14 protein-coding genes are annotated in these 22781 nt (G+C 49.6%); 6 read left to right on the top strand and 8 right to left on the bottom strand.

What is annotated here, in order from left to right; genetic code table 11:
* Positions 1 to 500 precede the first annotated feature (500 nt).
* Positions 501 to 2159 carry a leucine-rich repeat domain-containing protein gene (locus H9I35_RS12385; protein WP_187419640.1) on the top strand — a complete coding sequence of 553 codons (1659 nt, stop codon included), beginning with the start codon at positions 501 to 503 and terminating at the stop codon, positions 2157 to 2159.
* A 75-nt stretch (positions 2160 to 2234) separates the two neighbouring features.
* Here the strand turns inward: H9I35_RS12385 and mutS are convergent, their stop codons facing one another.
* The 4 genes from mutS to H9I35_RS12365 form a co-directional block, all read right to left on the bottom strand.
* Positions 2235 to 4817: a DNA mismatch repair protein MutS gene (gene mutS / locus H9I35_RS12380; protein WP_187419639.1), complete on the bottom strand. Its 2583-nt coding sequence runs from the start codon at positions 4815 to 4817 to the stop codon at positions 2235 to 2237.
* Positions 4818 to 4821: 4 nt separating this feature from the next.
* Positions 4822 to 5355, bottom strand: coding sequence for an OmpH/Skp family outer membrane protein (locus tag H9I35_RS12375; protein WP_371809447.1), 534 nt, complete (start codon positions 5353 to 5355; stop codon positions 4822 to 4824).
* A gap of 42 nt (positions 5356 to 5397) precedes the next feature.
* The gene (gene bamA, locus H9I35_RS12370; protein WP_187419638.1) at positions 5398 to 7827 is read right to left on the bottom strand and encodes an outer membrane protein assembly factor BamA; all 2430 of its coding nucleotides are present in this window, start codon (positions 7825 to 7827) and stop codon (positions 5398 to 5400) included.
* Between the two features lie 93 nt (positions 7828 to 7920).
* On the bottom strand, positions 7921 to 12306 hold the full coding sequence (locus tag H9I35_RS12365) for a translocation/assembly module TamB domain-containing protein (RefSeq protein ID WP_187419637.1): 4386 nt from the start codon (positions 12304 to 12306) through the stop codon (positions 7921 to 7923).
* 75 nt (positions 12307 to 12381) lie between these two features.
* Here H9I35_RS12365 and tmk point away from each other — a divergent pair, with 75 nt between their 5' ends.
* The 5 genes from tmk (at position 12382) to H9I35_RS12340 (ending at position 16537) form a co-directional block, all read left to right on the top strand.
* The gene (gene tmk, locus H9I35_RS12360; RefSeq protein WP_016519754.1) at positions 12382 to 12999 is read left to right on the top strand and encodes a dTMP kinase; all 618 of its coding nucleotides are present in this window, start codon (positions 12382 to 12384) and stop codon (positions 12997 to 12999) included.
* The gene (locus H9I35_RS12355) at positions 12996 to 13625 is read left to right on the top strand and encodes a hypothetical protein (RefSeq protein ID WP_187419636.1); all 630 of its coding nucleotides are present in this window, start codon (positions 12996 to 12998) and stop codon (positions 13623 to 13625) included. Before tmk ends, H9I35_RS12355 begins: the two co-directional genes overlap by 4 nt.
* A gap of 11 nt (positions 13626 to 13636) precedes the next feature.
* Entirely contained in the window at positions 13637 to 14749 is a 1113-nt protein-coding gene (locus tag H9I35_RS12350) for a 3-dehydroquinate synthase (protein WP_187419635.1), read from the top strand.
* A 4-nt stretch (positions 14750 to 14753) separates the two neighbouring features.
* Positions 14754 to 15947, top strand: coding sequence for a cysteine desulfurase family protein (locus H9I35_RS12345; RefSeq protein ID WP_187419634.1), 1194 nt, complete (start codon positions 14754 to 14756; stop codon positions 15945 to 15947).
* A gap of 155 nt (positions 15948 to 16102) precedes the next feature.
* The gene (locus tag H9I35_RS12340) at positions 16103 to 16537 is read left to right on the top strand and encodes a DUF3276 family protein (protein ID WP_187419633.1); all 435 of its coding nucleotides are present in this window, start codon (positions 16103 to 16105) and stop codon (positions 16535 to 16537) included.
* A 126-nt stretch (positions 16538 to 16663) separates the two neighbouring features.
* On the opposite strand, the gene H9I35_RS12335 is transcribed toward H9I35_RS12340, so the two are convergent.
* The 4 genes from H9I35_RS12335 to H9I35_RS12320 all read right to left on the bottom strand — a co-directional run bounded on the left by H9I35_RS12335 (position 16664) and on the right by H9I35_RS12320 (position 22763).
* Positions 16664 to 17296 (bottom strand): ribonuclease HII, encoded by a 633-nt coding sequence (locus H9I35_RS12335; protein WP_187419632.1) that lies wholly within the window; start codon positions 17294 to 17296, stop codon positions 16664 to 16666.
* A 10-nt stretch (positions 17297 to 17306) separates the two neighbouring features.
* Complete coding sequence (locus tag H9I35_RS12330) at positions 17307 to 19391, bottom strand: chitobiase/beta-hexosaminidase C-terminal domain-containing protein (RefSeq protein WP_187419631.1); 2085 nt, start codon at positions 19389 to 19391, stop codon at positions 17307 to 17309.
* A gap of 20 nt (positions 19392 to 19411) precedes the next feature.
* Complete coding sequence (locus tag H9I35_RS12325; RefSeq protein WP_187419630.1) at positions 19412 to 20023, bottom strand: phosphoribosyltransferase; 612 nt, start codon at positions 20021 to 20023, stop codon at positions 19412 to 19414.
* 136 nt (positions 20024 to 20159) lie between these two features.
* A complete protein-coding gene (locus H9I35_RS12320; protein WP_252722765.1) occupies positions 20160 to 22763 on the bottom strand; it encodes an ATP-dependent Clp protease ATP-binding subunit in 2604 nt (867 codons plus the stop codon).
* Positions 22764 to 22781: the final 18 nt, after the last annotated feature.

The raw sequence follows: 22781 nt of genomic DNA, 5'->3' as shown, positions 1-22781 counted from the left end.
CAACTCGCAACTCGCAACTCGCAACTCGCAACTCGCAACTCGCAACTCGCAACTCGCAACTCGCAACTCGCAACTCGCAACTCGCAACTCGCAACTCGCAACTCGCAACTCGCAACTCGCAACTCGCAACTCGCGCTAAAAGCGTCCTCCACCCGTAAGCTCATTTTTTTAACCGTCGTCTCCAAACAAAATGACGGCGATATGCAATTTATCTCTTTTAGAAAACGCACGAAAGGATGCCGCTTTCCGTGCGTTTTTTTATATATCCGCCCCTTTTCCGTGACCGGTACTATACATAAAAAAAATAATCGGATGTCTTACAAATTGAGACGAATCAATTCGCACAGATAAATTTACTTGGAGGAGCTGTAATGAACCTACGAAAGTTGAAAACAAATGTCCTTTTACGGATGGCGATAGTTGCCGTATCGGCAGCATCGATCGGGATTTTTACCGGATGTCCGAATCCGTCAGCGGAGGAACAGACACGAACAATAATAGTGACTGTACAAAGAGACAGTCATGTAGAAAGTGTCGATCCGAAATTTCTATACGTTGACAGAGGTACACAATGGAGCGAGATAAAGAATAAGATCCGTGTACACTATAAAGACGGATACGAATTCGACGCATGGCGACTTGACGATATATGGGGGGACAGACTTAGCGACGGTTACCGTTTTCAAATCAACACAACTGTTTTTGTCTCCTCAAAAGAAAAGGCAAAAGCTTTGTATAAGGTGCAGCATTTTCAGCAAAATCTTAGCGCTGACGGCTATGAGCTGAAAGACACGGAGTCTCTATACGGAATTATCGGAGAACAAACAAAAGCGCAGGTAAAAACGTATGAAGGTTTTACGGAAAAACCCTTTACGCAACAAACAATAAAAAACGACGGATCTGTCGTAGTAAAAATCGAATACGATAGAAAAGAAATCACACTCACATTCGATCTTAAAGGCGGAACTACGGAAACACCTCTTGAAGAAGGAACCAAACTGAAAGGCAGGTTCGGCACGTCGTTCAGTATTAAAAATCCGACTCAAGAGGATATGATTTTTGAAAAATGGGAATCCGCTGTACCCGCATCCTTTCCTTCATCCGATGCCGTTTATACTGCAAAATTCCGAGCGCCCCGTCTTACAATAAAAGGCGACGAACGCATAGAAAACAAATCCGATAATTTTATCGAAGCGGGTAAAGGCAAAAAATGGAAAGATATAAAGACTGAAGCCGCAAAAAAGGCGGTTTTAAAATTTTCTTGGAATACAGGTGATTACGGTATTCATGAGTGGCATCTCGACGATGAAAACGGACGCCTCTTAACCGATAATGACAGCTTTGCACAAGATACGACCGTCTACGCCGTAACAAACTATACGAACTTCACGTGGAGCGGTACTAAGATCACAGGCGTCAGCGGAAGTAAACCGAAAGGCAAAATCATTATTCCCGACGGATGTACCGAAATAGGCGCATTTACTTTCGGGTGGTCGTACTTGACTCAGGTGAGTCTACCCGCAAGTCTTACCTCAATCGGTGAAAGCGCTTTTGGAAACTGCAGCTCTTTACAACAGGTAAACTTTTCTGAAAATCTTACTGCAATCGGTAAAAGCGCTTTTGAAGGCTGCAGCTCTTTGCAACAGGTAAACTTTCCTAAAAATCTTACTGCAATCGGAATACGAGCCTTTCAGAATTGCAGCAATTTGAAACAGGTAGACCTTTCTACGTGTACCGCTCTTACCAAAATCGGTGAAAGAACTTTTTCAATGTGTAGCAAATTAGAAAAGGTTGTATTTCCTAAAAATCTTACGGTAATAGAAAAAGAAGCCTTTTTCTTTTGTACAAATTTGACACAGGCCGTTTTGGTCGGATGTACCGCGCTTTCCGAAATCGGAGTCAATGCTTTTAATAGCTGCCAAAATTTGACGTACGTAACTATGCCCAAAAATCTCAGTATAATCGGACACAATGCCTTTTCAGGCTGCTCCGGAGTAAGTGTGTTCGATTTTTATATATGTACCGCCATTACCGCAATCGGACACGACGCTTTTTCATCCTGCGATAGTGCGGAGTTTAAGGTCAAATACATGACAACCGTAAAGGATAAACTTATAGCAGCAGGTGTTGCTGCCGGAAAAATAGTCGAAATATACTAAAAAAGGGGTAGAAAAGTCAGAACGTCGAAAACGGCTCGTCCCGTCCCCGCTCGGTACAGGAAAAAAGCGCTTTCCTTATCTCCCCGAAAGCGATTTTTTCCAACGGGCGACGGCCTGCAGTGCGGCAAGAGGGGTCATATTGTCGGTGTCGGCTGAAAGTATTTCGTCGAGTACGATCTCTTCATCGCTGAAAAGACCGGGCGCTTCGGAAGAGGTGCGGACATCGGGAACGGAATCGAGTACAGGTTTGTTCGCCGCAAGATTTTGGATATGCGCGAGGATGACGCTCGCGCGGTCGATCACCGACTGCGGCACGCCCGCCAAGCGCGCGACGTGGATGCCGTACGAGTTTTCGGCGGCTCCCTCTTTTACTTTCCGCAAAAACACGACCGTCCCGTTTTCTTCCGACACGTCCATGCAGAGCATTTTCACCGACGGATGTTCCATGCGGGTAAGCTCGTGGTAGTGGGTCGCAAAGAGCGTTTTGCATCCGATATTGTCGAGCAGATATTCAGACACCGCCTGAGCGATCGAAAGCCCGTCTTCCGTAGAAGTGCCGCGCCCGACTTCGTCCATAATGACAAGCGATTTTTTCGTCGCCGAACGGAGGATGTTCGCGGTTTCAGTCATCTCCACGAGAAAGGTCGATTCTCCGCGCGCGAGATTGTCCGTCGCGCCGACGCGGCAAAAAATTCTGTCGACGATGCCGAGCTTCGCCTTTTTTGCCGGTACAAAGGAGCCCGTCTGCGCGAGCAGCGCGATGAGCGCGTTTTGTCTGAGAAATGTAGACTTACCGGCCATATTCGGCCCCGTGATAAGCGCAAACGAAGGCGAGCCGTCGTCTCCGATCGTCAAATCGTTCGGTACGAACTCGCCCGCCCCCATGTGCGCTTCGACGACGGGATGCCTGCCCTGCTCTATTTCAAACGCACATCCGTCTTCGATTTCAGGTTTCGTCCAAGCGTGCAAAACGGCGGCGTGCGCAAAAGATGCAGATGCATCGGTATAGGCGATTTCGCCTGCAAGCTGCATGAGATACGGTACATATTCGTGAAGAGAGCTTCTGATTTTAATAAAAAGATCGCGTTCGAGTTCGAGCACTTTCGTATCGGATTCGGTAAGCTCGTGTTCGAGTTCCTGCAGCTTTTCGGTCGTATAGCGGTCGCCGTTTACGAGCGCACGGCGCATGATAAAGTGAGGCGGAACCGCCGAAAGCTTTCCCTTACTCACTTCGATAAAATAGCCGAACGCATTCGTATATTTTATTTTCAGATTGGCGATCCCCGTGTTCCGCCGCTCTTCTTCTTCATAGCGGGAAAGTATTTTGTCGAAATTGTCGTGAACGCTTCTCCAGTGATCGAGTTCTTCCGACCAGCCGCTTTTAATAATTTTTCCTTCGGTAAGAGTCGTCGGCGGATCGTCGTTTATCGCATCTTTAATAATTTTTATAATACGCTCCGCGCAGGAAAAATCGACAAGCGAAAAATCGCGCTCTTGGAGTATCTCGCGCGCGTCTTTCCAGCCCTCAAGACTTGTGCAAAGCGCCTGCAGATCTTTCGGATGCGCTCTGTCCATCGCGATGCGGCCGGCAAGCCGCTCGATGTCAAGGATGGGTTCGAGACGGCTCCGTATATCGCCGAGGAGCTTTCTGTCGCCGGTAAAAAGGGACACGTGCTCCTGCCGTGCGGAAATTTTTTTCAGCTCGGTAAGCGGATACAAAAGCCACGATCGGAGCATACGGTTTCCCATCGCGGTTTTCGTATAGTTGACGCATTCGAGCAGGCTGTACTGAGAGCTTCCGTCGCGGAGATTCGCGGTAACTTCGAGATTGCGCATAGAAGAATCGTCGATGACCACATATTCGGTGTCCCTGTATACGCGTATGCCGTCCACGTGAGGAACGGCGGTGTTCGTCGTCTTTTCAAGGTAGTCGAGTAAAAAACCCGCAGGCGCGACTTCCGCCGAATCTTCGCTCAATCCGAATGGCGCGAGGTTCGCCGTTTTAAATTGCGCCGTCAATTTTTTATACGCCGTATTCGCGTTGAAATGCCAATCGGGATAATACGAGAGAGAGAGAGAAGGAAATGCGGAAAGAGCTTCCCGGACGACGGAAGAGGATTTCAGCGATTCGGGCAAAAGCAGTTCGCGCGGAGACGAGCGTGAAAGTTCTTTCGGAAAATGCTCGGCCATCTGTGACGCCGGCCAAGAAGTCGCGCTGAACGAAGAAGTCGTCACATCGATAAACGCAAATCCCGCTTTGCCGTGAGACACGGAAAGGGATGCGGCATAGTTGTCGACGCTTCCGTCGAGGTATTCGGCTTCGACCGCCGTTCCCGGCGTGATTATTTCGACGACTTTGCGTTCGGTCAAGCCTTTGCCGTGCGCGACTTCTCCGACCTGTTCGCAGATGACGATTTTTTTTCCGAGCCGCAAAAGACGGGCGATATACACTTTCGCCGCGTGATACGGAATGCCGCACATCGGAGAATCCCCTCTGTGTGTCAGCGTCAGGTTCAAAAGGCGCGATACTTCTACCGCATCCTTGTTGAACATTTCGTAAAAATCGCCGAGACGGAAAAACAGCACTTCGTTTTTATACTTCGATTTTATGGAAGCATACTGCGCCATGAGCGGCGTCGGCGAGTTTTCCGTCTTCATGATATTAGTTGTTTCCGAGCTCCGAAATCACTTGGTCGGTAACGTCGACCGAAGGACTGTACCATAAAATGGCATTATTTTGCTGAAGACTCAAAATCATGCTGTAGCCGCCGGCTTCCGCAATTTTGGCAAGCACGCCGTAAAGCCTGCGATAAAACGAATCGGAATCCTGCAGCGATTTTTGCATCGTCGCAAGTTCGATATTTTTCGCATTCGTATATTCGCGGAGGTATTCCGTCTTTTGCGTGATTTGGCTTTCGATACGCACCGCATTCGATTCGTCTCCGGAATCTTCGTATGAAAGCTTACGCTGCTGGAGTGCACGGAGCTCTTCCGTGCGCTTATTGATTTCTTCCTGATATTCGGCTTTTTTCCGTTCGTAATTTCGAACCGCCGAAGAATTGCGGAAATACGCGTTATACACTTTCGCCGTATCGACGACGCCGAATTTCGTAATCTGCTGCGCCGAAAGCCCCGCCGCCGAAGCGAGGACACAGAGTACGGCGGCAATCAGTATCTTTTTTATTTTGTTGATCATCGCATTCTCCCAAATCATCAATTATTAAAACGCTTAAAACAATCAGCGGTTCGTTATGTTGAACGAAAGCACGAACACGCCGTTCGGATCGTTGAAATACCAGCCTTTGGCATCGCTGTGTTTAAACGTCCACGCATACAAAAGGTGCAGCGGGAACTGCGGCAAAAGAAAGCGCAAGCCGGGGCCGAAACTGAAATAAAAATCGTTTACCGACAGACTGTTGAACATCGTTTTTACGTCCGCCGTAACGGCGGCGGCATCGAAAAATCCGTCCACGCCGACGATATTCGGAAATATGGGAATGCGCAATTCGACTCGATTGCTGAGCATCGCTTTGCCGCGCACTTTGTTGTAGATATTCGTCCATCCGCGCCCGTTGAACATACCGTCGATATACGCTTTATTCGAATCGCCGAGGAGGGTTCCGGGAACGGGGAATATAGCCGTAAGTCCCGTATACGCGGCCAATACCGCTTTCAGCGACCAGGCTTTCGTAATGGGAATATTGAACAACGTAAAATAGCCTTCGAGCTTCGTATCGCTTTTAAGGAAAAACTCCTTTTCAAGACCCGGGATAAGGCCGTACCAGCCGAGCCGCTGGCTGACGAACCATCCGAGGGAAGGATCGTAGCTGATATCGCGGTTGTCGAGCGATACGCTGCCCCACACGGAATTGGTCAAACCGAGTCGGTTCGCATTTTGATTGATGCTCGAGTCGTGCGGTATATAAATTCCCTGATCGTATACGTTGTTATTCAGCAGCGTCGAAAGCCCGCCGTTCAACTGCAAAATTGCAAAATCGGGGAGCCAGCGGCGGCCGATCGAAGAGCTGAAAGTAACACCCCACGATTCAAACTGCATATAATATTCGTCGTCCGACACCGTTCCGTCGTTGAGCACCTGCAAACGCAGCGAAGATTCTTTGGAATGCGAAAACGAAATCGACTCGCTGATACCGATCGGCAAATCGAACAGCCAGTTTTGGCCGTAAGATGCGTTGACGGTTTGCGACGTATTCGAAATATTCGTACCTGCGGAAACCGACCTTCCTTCGCCCCGCAAATTCGAGTTCTGCCAGCGCGCAAAAAGCGATATGGGAAAATCGTCGGGATCCGAAACACCCGAAAAGGTCATACCGAATTCGAGCGTCGTCGTCGATTGCTCTTCGACGGTAAACACCAAATCGACGAGATCGTTTTCGCTTCCGGGCATAGGCTCGGGTACGACGCTCGAAAAATACTGGAGATTGTACAGGTTTCGTATACCCTGCATGACTTTATCTCGGGAAAAAACGTCGCCCGGTTCGAGCGGAATTTCCCGTCTGATAACGTAATCTTTTGTTTTGGTATTGCCTTTGATGATAATATTTTCGATATGGCTTCTCGGCCGCTCGACGATCGAAAGCGAAACGGAAATAGTGCGCCGCTCTGCGTCCTTATTGACTGCGGGCGCATATTGATTTGTCATATAACCGTTTTCTGCATAGAGGCTCGTGATGCCCTGTAAACCTTCCTGATACTTCGTCTGATTGAAGACGGCACCCGGTTTCAATTTGATATACGACAAAAGCGTTTCTTTTGAAAATATTTCGTTACCGCTTATCGTCGTTCCGGCGTACGTATACTGCGGACCTTCCTGTACGACAAAGGTAAGCGTCAATTCGTTGCGGCCTTTTTTTTCGTTAAAAACCGATTCCTGCACGACGTCGAGTACGCGGGCGTCCGCATAGCCGCGGTCCTGATAATATAAAACGACAGCCTGTTTGTCCGCTTCAAGAGCCGAACGCTGAAACGCGCCGCCTTTCATAAAACCCGCTTCTTTGAGCGTCATTTTGCTTTTGAGCGTCCGCTCGGAAACGAGAGCGTTTCCGGAAAAACGTATGGCCGCGATTATAGTACTCGCCCCTTCGTTTATGACAAAGGTAATGCGTATTCCGTCGGAAAGCTCTTCCGTCGTATGCGAAATCGTCGCATCGGTATAGCCTTTTTTCAAATACACGTCGCGAAGCGCGCGCTCGTCGAGAAGGACTTTGCCTTCGACGAATATATCGCCCGTTTTTATCGCAACGGCATCGCGCAGTTCTCCGTTTCTGATTTTCGAGTTACCCGAAAAACGTATCGATTGAATGACGGGCCGCTCTTTTACCTGAAAGACGAGCAGTATTTTATCCGCCGTTTTAGGATCGTGCTTTGCAAACGGCGTAATATCGTCGAACATATCGAGCGCGTAAAGGCGGTCGGTCAAATCGGTATACACTTCTTCGGTAAACGGCCGTCCGACAAAAGCGTTCGTAATACCCGTAAGTTCGGAGCGTTTGACATTTTTTAATCCTTCAAATGAAATTTCGGAAATCGTTTTACCCCAAAACCAGCCGTCATCTTCACTTTCTTCGGCGGACAGTGAAAATGCAAAAGCCGATAAAATAACAAGCAAAAGCGCAAAGCGAACACGGATCCGGCGGTCAAAACGCATATCATCTCCCAATTAAGCACGCATATCATCGAGTTGAAAAACTCCGGATAAAACGGCAGCGAGTGCCGCACGGCGTTTTATCTCATAAAATTTTCAAAATGAAAATCGCCACGAAAGCGTCAGCGACGTCGAAGGAACAATGACATTATTGAGCATCGCAGTGATATCGGGTGCCATATCCCATCGGATATTCGCAAACGGCGCTTCAAGTTCGAAACCGAATTCCGGCTGGAACGTGATCCCCTGCGCCGTCGTGCTGTCGTCAACCCTCGTCTTATCGTACACCAAATGCATGAGCGCGTCGGCATACAATACGCTTCCGAAGTATTTACCAATATAAACAGTCGAATTATCGAGAAAGTTACCTGCCGACAAATCTCTCCGGTTTAAATCGCCTGAAAAACCCATCCGCAGCGTATTCTGCAAAACGGTCGTTCTTATCGAAAATATATCAAATTTCAGCCAATCACGCAACTTGTTTTCGACGGCGCGCCCGATCGTCGATTGAATGGCGTAATCGGTCGTCGCAATAAGGATGTCGCGCATGTTTCCCGAATCGGCGGCGACGATCTGCCCCAAAAGCGTACGGATTTCCGCTTCCGATTTTGCCGGAATCGATGAAAATTGCGGATTGAAATCGAGCAGGGGCTGATTTTCCGCCGAAAGGATGATTCGTATATCGCTGCCGTTCGAGTCGCGTTCTCTCGTTTCGGCCCTCACCGTAATGCGAGGATTGAATCGATCGTCAGTATCGCTGAAACGGATCGTTCCTTGCCGCAGATAAAAGTTGCGGTTCAAATACGAGATATCGCCGGAACGCAAGTGCATATCGCCGTCAATCGAATACGAATTATCGGTCTGGTCGAATTTTACTTTGATTGCATCTCCGGGCGCAAAGACGCACCTGAGCAGCGGATCGAAAACGAGACTGACGTGCGGACCGAAAACGACATCGACATTGGCCCTCATCGGAACGATATAATTCATTTCTCGTTCTCCGAGCAATTCGGTCATACGGAATTTCGCTTTTACGTCTTCGACATATACTTTTCCGGTCACATCGAAAATTTTATCCTGGAAGATGAGATTCAAATCGACGCCCGCCCGTCCGCTGAAATCCGCCATATCGACATCCAAATCAGCGGGAACGGTTTTATTCGGCGGAGTGCGGACTGACGCTTCGAGGCGGTCGAATGTCCAGCGGTCAAGGTAGAGCGATGAAGCGACATCGAAAGTACTCCCGCGTATGTCCATGGTTACCGGAGGAATCGTCATGACATTGTGATCCATCAGCACAAAAAAACGTTCCGAAGTAATGTGATACGGGAGAACCTTAGTCAAGCTGAAGTCGGGCTGCTCGACGGAAAAGCTGGCGTTGAATTCGGGATCGGAAAGAAGTCCCGTGATCTTCGCCGAACCGATAAGAGTACCCTTGTATATCGTGAGGAACTCATTCGAAACATGGGACATAAGAGCGGCCAAATCGGCGCTGACATCGGAGATGCGTATGTCAAGCTTTTGCGATTCGATTTTTCCGCCGATGCTGCAGTGAAAGGGTTTCGTTTCCGAAATCTTCAGATCGATATCGCCTTTATCGGTGATGATTCCCGAAACGCCGAGTGACGAAGATGAAGAGATAAGCGCTCTTCCTTCGGCATACGAAAAGGAAATCGAAAACGGAAACGGTCTTTCAAAAAGCGAACCCGAAGCGCCTCGAGACGAAAGCGTCGCCGAAAAAAAAGAGGGATAGCGTTTTTTTTCCGAAAACACCGTATCGGAGATTTTCAGCAGGAGCGGAAGCTTTACGTCTTTTTTCAGCGTCCGTGCCGTTATGTCCGCCGATGCGCTCCCGGTAAAAGACTCAAGAGAAAAATCCGCCTTTACGTTATCGACAAGGAATTTGCCGTATGAGATGTGCATTTCATTTACGGAGAGATTGCGCTCTTCGAGTACGAAACTGCCCGTTGCCGAAAGCGGTATACCCGCAAACATCACATCGGCGTCATCAACGGAAACGATCACATAGGGATTTTCAAATGTACCGGTCGCGCTCACCGATGCGGCTATTCGATTGTTTTCGCTCTGCTCCGCCGCAAAGCGGTTCAAATCGATATTAGCGCATAAAACCCGGGCGTTGAAGTACAGATTTTTTTTAAGCATTCCGACGGAAAACGGCGCTTCATCCGGATTGCTGATTTCAGCGCTCGCCGTTACCGATTCTTTTGAAATCGGATTTGTCAACGTCATATCGAAATGGGCGGAATCCAATCGTCCTTCGCGCAAATTGACGGTACACTGAGAGGAGCCCATAAGCGCTGAAAACGAATCCGTATATGAAACGGAATCGAAAATCGCTCCGTACTTTGATACCGTTCCCGACAAAAACAAACGAGGAGAAAAAGGAAATTTTCCGCCGGCATCTTCGGATTCGAATCGCGCGATGTGTACGGCAAAACCTTCGTCTTCGGTATAAGCAAAACCCGTTTCGGCGGAAAGTGTCCATATCGTACCGGCTGCATGCAGCGGAAAATTTTTCATCGCAAACGAACCTTCCATGCTGCCGTTGTCGTAGCGCCGAAACTCGGCGGCAAGATTATAATCGCCCGAAATGCTGATAAAATTATGCATGATGTTTCCGGTAAAATGATACGGGACCGATTTATATTGCACGTCAAAAGTAAAAAACGATCCCGACGAATCGGGAGCGCGGTCGATTTCGGCGGACGCGGAAAAAGTATCGCCTTTGTATACGACATTGAGCTGCGACACTTGGAGAGAAGATTCGTTTCCGTCAAAAGACAAAAAGAGCGCTTCGTTTTCTTTTTGAGTGTTTACAAAAAGCGCATAGGGCGCGTTGTAGGAAATCGATTTCAAATCGGACGAAATGAAAAACTCGCCGGTGAACACGTAAGGAGCAAGACGCGACGAAAAAGAGGATAAGGCTGCGGAATTGTTTTTTGTCAAAAAAAATGCTCCCGCTTCGGCCGCGCTGTCGAGGTAAAAATTATTGATATTGATTCCCGCCTGAATATAATTCGTACGGGTAAGCCAGCTTCCGTCTATGTGCAGCGAGCCAGGGGAATCGGCTTCCGTATGCGCGTAATCGAAAAGCTCGAAACTGTAATCTACGGAATTTCCGTTCGGAAGGACGTGCGCTTCGAGTGCGGTAAAGTTTTTTTCTCCGAGCCGGACTTCAGGTGCGAAACATACAAAGCCCCGATCGAGCGGATCGAAATACAATTCCGTCGAAAGCTCGTTTCCGTTCGGAAGGACGATACGCTTTGCATCGACGGTGCCCGAAAGACGCATACCGTCGAAACGATATAAAAGCGAAGCTTCGGCATCGCAGTTTTTTCCCGAAGCGACGAGGCGCGGGATCGAAACTTCGTCTTTCGTTCCCGCAGCGTCGAAACTCACGGAAAGGGAACCCTTCACAAGCGTTTCGGGAACGAAAAGACTGCCGCCGCTTGTATACGAAAGCGACTTTTGTTCAACATCGTATTCCGCGGAAGCCTTTGCCGTAAGCGACACCTCTCCTATACGGCGCATAAGATCCGCACGGCTGCGGGAGGTGATAAACGATGAAAGCGTAAAGCGTTCTGCGGCAAAAGAGGCTTCGGCTTTTTTCGAATCGATGCCGTAGGAAGCCCTCAGCATAAAGGGAAAGGCCGATTGAAAGGTGCGCACGGAAAAAACGCGATCGTCGTAGGATGCGCGGAAACTCAGTCTGCCGAAAGAAAAATCGCCGCCTGTCATATTCGAAAAACGTGCGACGAGGGAACTTCCGTTTAAACCCGAACGGAGGGCGCCCGAAAGCGTATACTTTCCCGAAACGCGCATAGCCTTTACACCGTATAAAACCGCATCCGATGAGCCGCGAACGCTCACGCCGAGCGATCGGGAAGCTTCATTATACACGGCGTCCGCCGATCGTATCGTAAACGATGCATCCGCTTTCGCGCTCCGATAGCGTATGCGCACGTTTTTTATTAAAAGAGAAAACGGCAAGTCGACGCTGATACGCGAAAAGTCCGTGCGCTTCGCTCCTCCCTTCGCATTCGAAGTCTTTACAAAGGAGACGATTTTTTCGATAATCGCTCTGTCGGCTTCATCGTCGTAATCGAGAGTGATTCCGTCTATTACAAGGCTTTTAAATGCGCTGTCTATATCGCCTCGGAGCAATTTCAGCAATCGATAGCGGAGCGTGATCCGCCTGACCGATGCGAGCTGTTTTCCGTCGGCGGCGGAACAGAGGACTATACCTTTTATATTGAAAACGGTTAAAATGGACGGCGACAGCGACGCATACGAAAAGGTAAGACCCGTACGGTTTTCAAGCATTGTCCGTACCGTTTGCGCACGATGTGAAATATTTTCGGTGAGCGCCCTATATATCGGACGAACGCATACGAACGACGTGAGCAGTATGGTGAGAAAAATCAAAATATATAAACCGCGGATAACCGATTTTTTACTCATGCAGCCGCCGAATCCTCAAAGCGAAATCACCGATTCCATCATATCAGAATATCGGAAAAAATGCAGGCGTTTTCTATGATATTGCATAATTTTATCGTTTTCGAAGGCATCGACGGGTCGGGCACGTCGACACAGCTCGGTATCCTCAAAAAAAAGCTCGGCGATAAAATCTTTGCGACGGCAGAGCCTACGGAACTCCCGACGGGACTTTTTTTACGCCGTATGCTCAAAGGCGAATTTCCCGTCGACGAGCGGACGGCGGCCTTTCTCTTTGCAGCCGACAGGTGCGAACACATTTACGGAAAGGGCGGCATTGCCGAACACGTGCAAAACGGCAAAATTGCCGTAAGCGACCGCTATATTTTTTCGACGCTCGCCTATCAATCGGCTTCGTTCGGTGATGACATCCCTCACCTCGTAAACAGCGCCTTTCCGCTTCCCGAAACGCTCTTTTACTTCCGCATCGACCCTTCCCTTTCGTTCGAGCGAGTGGTGCATCGCGCGGGACAAAAAGAAATCTACGAAAAAGCCGATTTTCAAAAAAATACCGCCCGCCGCTACGATGCGGTCATCGAAGAGTTTGCAAAAAAAGAAGCGATGAAGATAATCACGATCGACGCATCGCGTCCCATAGAAGAAACAGCGGAAAAGATATGGAGTTACTTTGAAAATCTGCCGATATTGAAATCGTGAAAAAGTATTTTCCGCATATCGCGCGCATCATCGCCGTTTCGCTTCTCTTTTCCCTCGGCATTTCTGTGCCCCTAAGCGCGTACATGGTCAAATACAAAGAGGATTTTTACCGCCTCTATCACATCCATTATCAGCAGTATCCCGACGACTGCATCGAAAACATCTATTGGCTTGAAAAAGCGGTGCAAGCGGACTTTTGCAATCCGCTCTATGCCGGCTTAAAAATCGAAACGAAAAAAGAATGGGAAAAATACCGCTATCTCTTTCAAATGCATTTGAATCTCAAACTCATCGAACAACACTTGCGGCTCGGCAGAACCTACGATAAAAAAGCCGCATACTTTTACGACGCGCCATGGAAAGACGAATACGTGCGGGATTTGGAAAAAGCGCTTTCATGCTATACGGCGGGTCTCTATTATTGGAAAGAAGCACAGTTGTGGGCGGAAAAAGCGAATGCCGTTTCGTTCGATTTTTTATTTATCACCGAACGACAGTTTTGGGAAGACGAACGCGAGCGCATAAAAAACGGCAGCCTCGATTACGAAAAAATGCTCGCACGGGAAATCGCGCGCGTACAAAAAGTGCGCGACGATTTTCTTGCAATGGACACGAAAAGCTATTAAAATATCCTCTTATGGATACTATCGTACGCATTTCCTATCCGCCCGTTCACCCGGGAACGGATTCTACCGGCATCCTCTTCGCAGAAACATCTCCCGATTTTATCGATCTCTTTAAGCCCGGAGAAAAAACGGGGCGCCGACGCTTTTTCGTCACCGACGCAAAGGTCGCAACGCTCGCTCTTTTCGCGCCTTTTATCGCAAGATTCGACGACGGGGTTTGCGGAGATGACAGACTTGCCATACTCGGTTCGGGCGAGGGATACAAAACGATCGAAAGCGTCCTTACTATCGTAAAAAATGCGATCGATGCGGAGTTTTCGAGAAAGGATATTTTCGTCGCCGTCGGAGGAGGCGTCATTTCGGATATAACGGGTTTTGCGGCATCCCTTTTTAAGCGGGGCGCATTGTGCGCGTTCGTGCCGACGACGCTGCTTTCGATGGTCGATGCGGCGATCGGCGGAAAGACCGGATGCGATTTCAACAATTATAAAAATATGATCGGCTCGTTTTATCCCGCCGAATCGATATACATTTTTCCCGAATTCGTACAATCGCTTTCCGAAGATCAATACCGATCCGGACTCGCCGAAGCGTTTAAAACCGCGCTCCTGTACGACGCCGAACTCTACGACGTATTTAAAAACGAAAGCGAAAAGATATGTTCGCGCGACAAAGGGACGGTAAACTTTATTATTAAAAAATGCGCTGCGGCAAAAGCTTCCGTCGTCGAGCGGGATTTTACCGAACAAAATATCCGCATGTATTTGAATTACGGGCACACTTTCGGCCACGCACTCGAATCGCTTGCAGGTTTCGGGAGCGTCACGCACGGAGATGCGGTCGCGTGGGGCATATCGCGCGCCGCATCTCTCAGCTGCAATATCGGTTTGTGCAGCCGAGCGTATAAGGACGAAGTGCTCTCCGTCCTCGAGCGCTACGGCTGGGAAACGGATCCCGTGCCTTCGATCATAAAAGGGGGAGCTGCGGGAGCGAGGCTCCTTTCTATCATGCACAAAGACAAAAAAAATACCGGCGGCGGCGTTCGTCTCGTTTTGCAAAAGGCTTTGACGGAAACGATTTCCGAAACCGTCGCCGACGATGACATCTTAAACGTTTTAAAATAAAATTATGGAACAAAACAATATCGATCATTATTTTGACTGGGCGGCGACCGCGCCCTCCGACAAAGATATCCTTGAAGCATCTCTTGCAGAAACTTTTTCGGCGTGGGGAAATCCTTCGAGCGTGCATTCCGTCGGAAAAGAAGCGAAACGGATTTTGGAAAAAGCGCGCGCACTATGTGCCGCATCTTTGGGCGTACCGCCCGAAACGATTTACTTTACGTCGGGCGGAACCGAAAGCGACTGCATTCCCCTCCTCTCCGTGCTGAACCGTCCGCAAAAAGGCACCGTGCTCGTAAGTTCCATAGAGCATCCGGCAGTCCGCGAACAGGCGGAAGTGTTGGCAAAATGCGGATGGCGCGTCGTCCGCATTCCGGCGACAGGAGGCGGCATTATAACGGCGGAAGCGGTGCTGTCAAAACTCACCGACGACACCGTCCTCGTCTGCGTCATGGCGGTCAACAACGAAACGGGTGCGATCCAGCCGATCAAAGGCATAGCGGATGCGCTTGCAAAAGAATCCGGAAATAAACGGAAAGCGAAACTGCACGTCGACTGTGTTCAGGCAGCGGGAAAAATTCCGTTCGAACTTTCGCACTCAAGTGTCGCAAGCGCGGCTTTCAGCGCCCACAAAATCGGCGGCCCGAGGGGGATCGGCATACTCTACCTTGCCGATACAATCGAATCTTTTTTCCGCGGCGGCGGACAGGAAAAAAATATACGGAGCGGAACGGAAAACGTATACGGAGCTCTCGCATTTGCACGCTGCCTCGAACGCTATTGCATTTCGGATAAAAACGAAAAAGCGCGCGCACGATTTGAAACGCAAAAAAAATTGACAAAATATTTTATACAAAGTCTTTCCGAAATCGCAGGCTGCACGATCATCCCCGAAGAGAGGCTCGACGTCCGGCATGAAGACGAATATTCTCCGTGGATCGTGCAGGCATCTTTTAAAAACATTCCGGGACAAGTGATGCTCCGCGCGCTCGACGCCGAAGGATTTTGCGTTTCGACCGGAAGCGCATGCTCTTCGCACAAGGGGCAGCATAAAGGTGGAAGCGCCGTTTTACAGGCGATGAACGTGAGCGCATCCGTCCGCGAAGGCGCAGTCCGATTCAGCTTCGGGCCGCGTACGAGCGAAGACGCTATGAAAGCGCTTTCGGCAAAGGCGGCAGAAATCGCCGCAAAATTCGCATAACCGACTGCTGCCGGGAGTGCAGCCTATTTTTTAAGTACACGTAATTTTTTAGAGAATATAGATTTTCATGCGTAAGCCCTGCGGTACGGTGCCCTGAGGCGCAGTTGCCCAAGCGCTCTTTTTATGATACTGTGAAGCGAACAGAGGAACGGATTATGGGTGCACGCGGAGAACTCTTTACAACGCAAGTATATTTGGACAACCGGTCGTATTTTTTTAACGTCAAAGAAAATAGGACCGGCGATATATTTCTTCAAATCGTCGAAAGCAAAAGCCGCGACGGAGCGGACTTCGACCGCCATCAAGTTGCGATTTTCGCAGAAGACATGCAGAAATTTTTACAGGGTATGGATAAATCGCTTTCGTTTATCGACAAAGCACGCAGAGCCCGCGTCAAAGCCGCACGAGAAAAAAAAGCCGAAAAAGAAGCGAAGTACGCAAAAAAAGTGTATTACGTAAAAGACGGCGAAAAAGAAGCGAAGCGCGACGACGGCATCAAGCGCACGGGCAGAGTTCACATCGTATCGAAGCGAAGCGATGCTGAAAAAGCGAACGATGCCGCGCGGACGAGCGGGTCGGAAAAAATTTAATAATCATTTAAAAAAACCGGGACTGTCTCAGATAAAAAAATTACGCGATGGCGCATCGGATTTCATCCGTTAAAAATAATTAATAATTATTAAGAAAACGCATAAAACACCGTGCAAATTATTATCTTAATAATGAAAGGTCAGTCTCTGAATCGGAGAAGGACCGATTTCTCGGCAAATGCGTCTGTGCTCCGCAGTCGGATAGCCTTTATGGCGCGCGTATCCGTAAGCGGGGTATTTTTTATCCATCTCTATCATGATCGCATCTCTGTACGTTTTTGCGAGTATACTTGCAGCCATCACGGGAGCGTATTTTGCGTCCGCTTTTACTTCGCTGCGGCATTCGCATCCGATATCGGGACAAAACGTTCCGTCGGCAACGGCGCGTATCGTTCCGCCCGAAAGGGCTGCCGCTTTCAACCATACGTCGAATTTTTCCGAAAGCGCTTCATACGCTTTTTTCATTGCAAGGAGACTCGCTTCGAGGATATTGATTTCGTCGATGACGGTATGAGAGACGATTCCCATACCCCAACACGCTTTTTCTTTAATAATTTTTTCGGCGAGGCCGCGTTTTTTTGCGGAAAGTTTTTTCGAATCATTTAATATGACTTGAGGAAAATCATCCGGCAAAATCACGGCGGCAGCGACGACGGGACCTGCAAGCGGGCCTCTTCCGGCCTCGTCGAGTCCGCATAAAAAAATATCCGCCTTATTTTCCGCTGACGGCGTTGTCGGACAATTTGCAAGAGCCGGCACGAGCCTTCTCCTAGTACCCGCTTTCGGTATTGCCGCCGTATTCGAGGGAAATGTTTTGCGCATCGGTATAGACCGCAGCGGCCGATCTTTCCGGATGCCGCAGATCGGCGATAAAGGAATTTCCGATAATTTTGCTTTTTCCGCCGAAGAGTTCGGCCGCCCTGCCGTAGCTCCCGGCAACTCTGCATAACGACGAACGTATTTCAAATTCTCCGCCGTGCACGGAAAAATTTACTGCTGCGGAAGCCGTCGTCGAAATGCGCGAATCGCTTATCTTCAGTTTGGAGCCGACGGACGATATGCATGACGAATAGCGTTTTGCCGAAGAGGTAATGCCGCAAAAGCGTATCGTAACGACCGATGTATCGGCGCTTACGACGGTGCCGCTTTCGGCAAAGGATGCGGCGATTTCGCAGTTTTCCGAAGCAAACACCGAATGTTCCAAGCGTATAAGCGGATTATTAATTTTGTTCGGCAAATCCGTATCGTCGCGTTTGACGATAAGATTTATAAGGGAAAGACTTGCGCTCCGTACGGTAAAAAAACCGCCGGACGCAAAGACGAGGCGCGCATCATCTTCACCTCGAAGAACGCAGTTCGAATCGATAAGCGTTTCTCCTTCGGGCATAACGAGCGCGCCCTTGATCGTAATATTTGCAAAGCGGTTTTCTCCGGCGGCGGCAAGACATTCGGCGAGAGACGTATAGGGATTGTCCCTCGTTCCGTCGGCGTTCTCTTTGTCGGCGGATGCATCGATATAATAATTATATTTGTCGATCAAAACATCGTATGAAGCAAGCGGACTTTTGTTGCCGCTTCGATCGGCGGCATATGCGCAGATTTTATAATAGACCGCATCGTCGGAAGACGAATCAAGGACAAAAGGAACGGTAAACGGCAAAAACGAATCCGCCTGCACGACATTGAAAAGAGAAGCGGCGTCTGCTTTTGTCATCGTTCCGGAAAGCATCACCGGATTGCTCACGGCGACGAAGAGATCGGATTCCCCGTCACCCGCAAGCGAAAGTTCGACCGCCTTTCTCGAATAAAAAGATTTTGCCGACGAAACGAAAGTCGGCACAGAAGGAGAACGCCGATCGACCGTGTACGGAAAAGAAAGCCGCCCCTGATACACCGAATCGTAATAGATGTCCGCATCAAAGGCGCCCGACACTTCATCTCCGAAAAACGTATCGATCCCCGCTTCTTCAAAAAGCACCGTCCCCTCTCCGTTTTCAAGCTTTTTCCCGAATCGGAAGCCTTCTCCCCGAAGCGCAAGCGAAATGGAACCGTCTTCACGCCGCTCGGCAAGAGCTTCGGGTTTGGGCGGAAGCGTAAAAGAGCTTACGGGATTCGCGGGAGCAAAGGCAACGCTCTGCCAAAAAATCGTGTGCGGCACGGTTCTGTCAAGGACGACGCTTTCTTTTCCGCTCACCCAATATGCATCGTCAATGCGGTAAATCAGCGCATCGCTCGTAAAAGACAGAGTATCCCAATCGGTGATTTTAAACGGAACGTCGCGTACCGCAAAAGAACCCGAAAGAGAAGGTTTCGTTTTTATAATAAAGCGCCACTTCGCAACCCCGTCCGAGAGAATACACGGAATAAAACGCGAGAGAATACAATCGGCGCCGTATGAAATCGCGCGGCCCTTTTGAAAGGATTCGGGCAGACCGCCCAAACTGTATTCGAGTTCGGACGGAAGAAAAAGCACGTCTCCCGCACTGTATTCCAACATACCGTCCGAAACGGCATCGGAGAGTTCACCTATCGAATACGCGGACGGAAAAGAAACGGGCGCGACGGTATATGAAACGCGGTATTCACGCGAGAGTCCGCGTGAATCGACGGCAACGATGCGAACTTCGACATCGCCTGAAACATCGAGGGCTACGGGACCGTCATACGCAAAACCCGAATCGAGAGGATCGGAGCCGTTGAGCGAATAGTATGCGTTTTCACCTTCGGAAAGTTCGAGTACGAGCAGCTGTTTGTTCGCCCATACGCCCTGTACGGGATTAATAATTTTCACACTTGCCGAAGCGGCTGCCGAAATCAAAACCGCCAAAGCGATAAGGCATACTCGTTTTTTCATCGCCGGTTTTTCCCGTTACCTCAGACTTTTCCCAAAAGCGGCTCCAGCACGGGACGCAGTTCGGGATCGTCTTTAAAATAATACTCTTCGAGCTCTTCTTTTGAAAGCCCGACGAGTTCATGGCTCAAATAATGAATCCAGCGATCCTCTTCCGGCTTTGTGATTTCCAAAAGCCTGCACCAATAATCGGGCTGAATGGACTGCTGTTCTTTGTGATAAGTAAAGCGCTTATAATCGTGCACGACGATTTTGATATTGCTGCGGGGAACTCCTCTCTGCAAAAATATTTCGACGAGAGAATTGATCGTACGGCCGGAATCGAAGATATCGTCGACGAGCATGATTTTATCGCCGGGACGAAGATATTCGGGCGCATACGTCCATCCGTCAACGTATACTTTTTCGTGCTGCTGAACGTCGGTATAGGATCTTGCGACGACGGACGCGTACAAAACGGGATGATGATCCTTCCGTACGAGTTTGTAATATTCGCTGATAACGTTCGCCATATACGCACCTCCGCGCAGCGAACAATAAATCACATCCGGTACAAATCCGTCGGAGTACATTTTATGCGCAATTTTAAGCGCATCGTTTCGAACGACATCGAACGGAAGAAATTCCTTTATCATCGTGATAACCTCATTTCCGTCATTATAATCGTAATCAAAGGAATGCTCAACACGGAAAAGCGATATTCTCAATAATTCCGGTAATTTCCGCTTCCGGTAAAGCTTTCGGGAGAATATTTTATCCTTTTGAAGCCGACTATTGCCGTTCGTCTTGCGTCAAAGAATTTGCAAGCGTCACTTCTACCTTCTTCGGTTTAAGAAATTTGACGCGGAGTTTACCGTTCGCGTAGTCGACCGAAACGCTGTTCGACTTTTCTCCTTCACCCGAAAGAATTTCGACGGAAAGCGGATCTTCGATTTCACGGCGGATAAGGCGGCGCATCGGACGGGCGCCCGATTCCGGTTCGTATCCGTGTTCGATAAGGTATTCCCGTGCTTTCGGTTTTACGGAGATGATGATATTTTGCTCGCGCATTCTGTCGGCGAGTTCTTTGATCTGTATGTCGAGTATCCGTCCGACTTCTTCTTTCGTAAGCGCGCCGAAGACGACGACGTCGTCGATACGGTTTAAAAGCTCGGGACTCAACATTTTTTTAAGCTCGCCGAGCGCGCTCGCTTTTATATCGTCGTAGGACAAAAGCCCTTCGCCCGACGGCAAAAATCCTACCCGACTTCCGCTCGTAATCTGCCGCGCGCCCGCGTTGCTCGTCATGATGATGACGGTGTTCCGGAAGTTCACGGTGTGGCCGAGGTTGTCGCTGAGTTCGCCTTCTTCGAGCAGCTGCAAAAGCAAATTGAATACGTCGGGATGCGCTTTTTCGATTTCGTCGAGGAGGACGACCGAATACGGACGGCGGCGCACCGCTTCGGTAAGCACGCCTCCCTCTTCATAGCCGACGTAGCCCGGAGGCGCGCCGACGAGACGGCTCGCGTTGTGTTTTTCCATATAATCGGACATATCGATCCGCACGAGCATTTCTTCGCTGCCGAATAAAAATTTCGCGAGCGCTTTTGCAAGCTGCGTTTTTCCGACACCGGTCGGACCGAGAAAGATAAACGAACCGAGAGGATGTTTCGGAGAAGAGACGCCGGCCCTGCTCCTTCGCACCGCGCCCGCGATGAGATGTACCGCTTCGTCCTGTCCGATAACGCTTTTGTGCATCTCTTCTTCCATGTGTACGAGGCGTTTCGTTTCGGACGAATCGAGCTGTTCGACGGGGATGCCGGTCATCGCTCCGATGATTCGGCAGATATCCTGTTCGGTCACGTGCTTTCTGTTTTGCAGATTGCTGTTCCGCCAATATTCGCTGTAGAGGTCGAGCTTTCTGCGCAGTTCGAGCACTTTGTCGCGCACGAGGGCAGCCCGCTCGTAATCCTGTTCTTCGACAAGCCGCCGTTTTTCCGCAGCGAGCTTTTCGATGCTTCGCTCCACTTCCGCAAGCTCTGCGGGCTTCGCTTCTTCCTGTATTTTTTTTGCAGCACCCGCTTCGTCGAGTATATCGATCGCTTTATCGGGAAGAAAGCGCTCGGGGATATAACGTCTGGAAAATTTGACGATAGCCGGGATCACGTCGTCGTCGAATACGATGCCGTGAAAATCTTCATAGCGTTTTTTTATCCCTTCGAGTATGCTTACCGTGTCGTCGTCCGTCGGCTCTTCGACTTTTACCGTTTGGAAACGGCGTTCGAGCGCGGAATCCTTTTCGATGTAGCGGCTGTATTCTTTTGTCGTCGTCGCACCGATGATTTGTATCTCGCCCCGCCCCAATGCCGGCTTGAGCATATTCGATGCGTCCATCGTCCCCTCAGGACCTCCCGCACCGATGATCGTATGCAGTTCGTCGATAAATAAAATGACGTTTTTATCGTCCCGAACTTCTTTCATCATTTTTTTCATGCGCTCTTCGAATTCGCCGCGGTATTTCGTACCTGCGATGAGAGCCGCCAAATCGAGGGAAAGGATGCGTTTTTTTAGCAGATTGCGCGGCACGTTTCCCTTTGCGATTCTCTGCGCAAGGCCTTCGACGATAGCCGTTTTACCGACGCCCGGTTCTCCGATGAGCACGGGATTGTTTTTCGTACGGCGCGAAAGCACTTGCACGATACGCTGTATCTCTTTGCTCCGACCTACGACCGGATCGTCTTTTTCTTCCCGCGCCATTTTTGTGATGTCTCGGCTGAACTCGGAAAGAAAAGAACGCTCGCTTCTGTTTTGGCGCGATTGATTTTGCGCCTGCTGTCTGCCGATATCCGGCGAAGGAAGCGACGCATCGACGCTTGACGCGGCACCGAAAAAATTTTCGAGCGCTGTTTTGGAAAATGAAGGAGATGCTTTTTCATTTGCCGATGAAGGAGAGTGCGCTTGAATTTCAGGGGCGACGCGGCGCGCGTCTTCTATCGTTATATCGGCGTTTTCAAAAAATCGGGCCGTCGCGCTCCCCTCTTCTCTGATCGCCGAAAGCACTATGTGTTCCGTGCCCACATAATCGTTTCCGAGCGCACGGGATTCCATGCCTGCGATATCGAGCATCGTTTTTAAACGGCGGCTCGGCGGCAGATCCGCGAGGGAAACGGATAAGGGAAAAGATTTAAATTGCTGTTCGAGAGCGCGCTGAAACGAAAGGAGATTGATATGAAGAGAGCGGAGCAGCGCATAGCCGAGCCCGTCCGCGCTTTTCAAAAGAGCAAGCAGCACGTGTTCCGGCAAAAGCTGATCGCATCCACTCTTCCGCCCTTCGTCTTGGGCAAGGGCTGCGACAAGGCGCTGAGCGCGCGGTGAAAATCCGATTCCGTTCATCATATCCCCCAAAGATTACAA

The organism is Treponema sp. Marseille-Q4132 (assembly GCF_014334835.1).
In the GTDB taxonomy this organism is placed as follows: Bacteria; Spirochaetota; Spirochaetia; order Treponematales; family Treponemataceae; genus Treponema_D; species Treponema_D paredis.
Note: the sequence above shows the minus strand (reverse complement) of the source record. Positions and strands in the feature narration are given on the sequence as shown.

What these genes read in the sequence shown, in the direction of transcription:
- H9I35_RS12345 (WP_187419634.1), top strand. Translation starts at nt 14,754, where the DNA reads ATGGAACAAAACAATATCGATCATTATTTTGACTGGGCGGCGACCGCG.
- bamA (WP_187419638.1), bottom strand. Translation starts at nt 7,827, where the DNA reads ATGCGTTTTGACCGCCGGATCCGTGTTCGCTTTGCGCTTTTGCTTGTT.
- mutS (WP_187419639.1), bottom strand. Translation starts at nt 4,817, where the DNA reads ATGAAGACGGAAAACTCGCCGACGCCGCTCATGGCGCAGTATGCTTCC.
- H9I35_RS12325 (WP_187419630.1), bottom strand. Translation starts at nt 20,023, where the DNA reads ATGATAAAGGAATTTCTTCCGTTCGATGTCGTTCGAAACGATGCGCTT.
- H9I35_RS12330 (WP_187419631.1), bottom strand. Translation starts at nt 19,391, where the DNA reads ATGAAAAAACGAGTATGCCTTATCGCTTTGGCGGTTTTGATTTCGGCA.
- H9I35_RS12320 (WP_252722765.1), bottom strand. Translation starts at nt 22,763, where the DNA reads ATGATGAACGGAATCGGATTTTCACCGCGCGCTCAGCGCCTTGTCGCA.
- H9I35_RS12365 (WP_187419637.1), bottom strand. Translation starts at nt 12,306, where the DNA reads ATGAGTAAAAAATCGGTTATCCGCGGTTTATATATTTTGATTTTTCTC.
- H9I35_RS12350 (WP_187419635.1), top strand. Translation starts at nt 13,637, where the DNA reads ATGGATACTATCGTACGCATTTCCTATCCGCCCGTTCACCCGGGAACG.
- H9I35_RS12375 (WP_371809447.1), bottom strand. Translation starts at nt 5,355, where the DNA reads ATGATCAACAAAATAAAAAAGATACTGATTGCCGCCGTACTCTGTGTC.
- H9I35_RS12340 (WP_187419633.1), top strand. Translation starts at nt 16,103, where the DNA reads ATGGGTGCACGCGGAGAACTCTTTACAACGCAAGTATATTTGGACAAC.
- tmk (WP_016519754.1), top strand. Translation starts at nt 12,382, where the DNA reads ATGATATTGCATAATTTTATCGTTTTCGAAGGCATCGACGGGTCGGGC.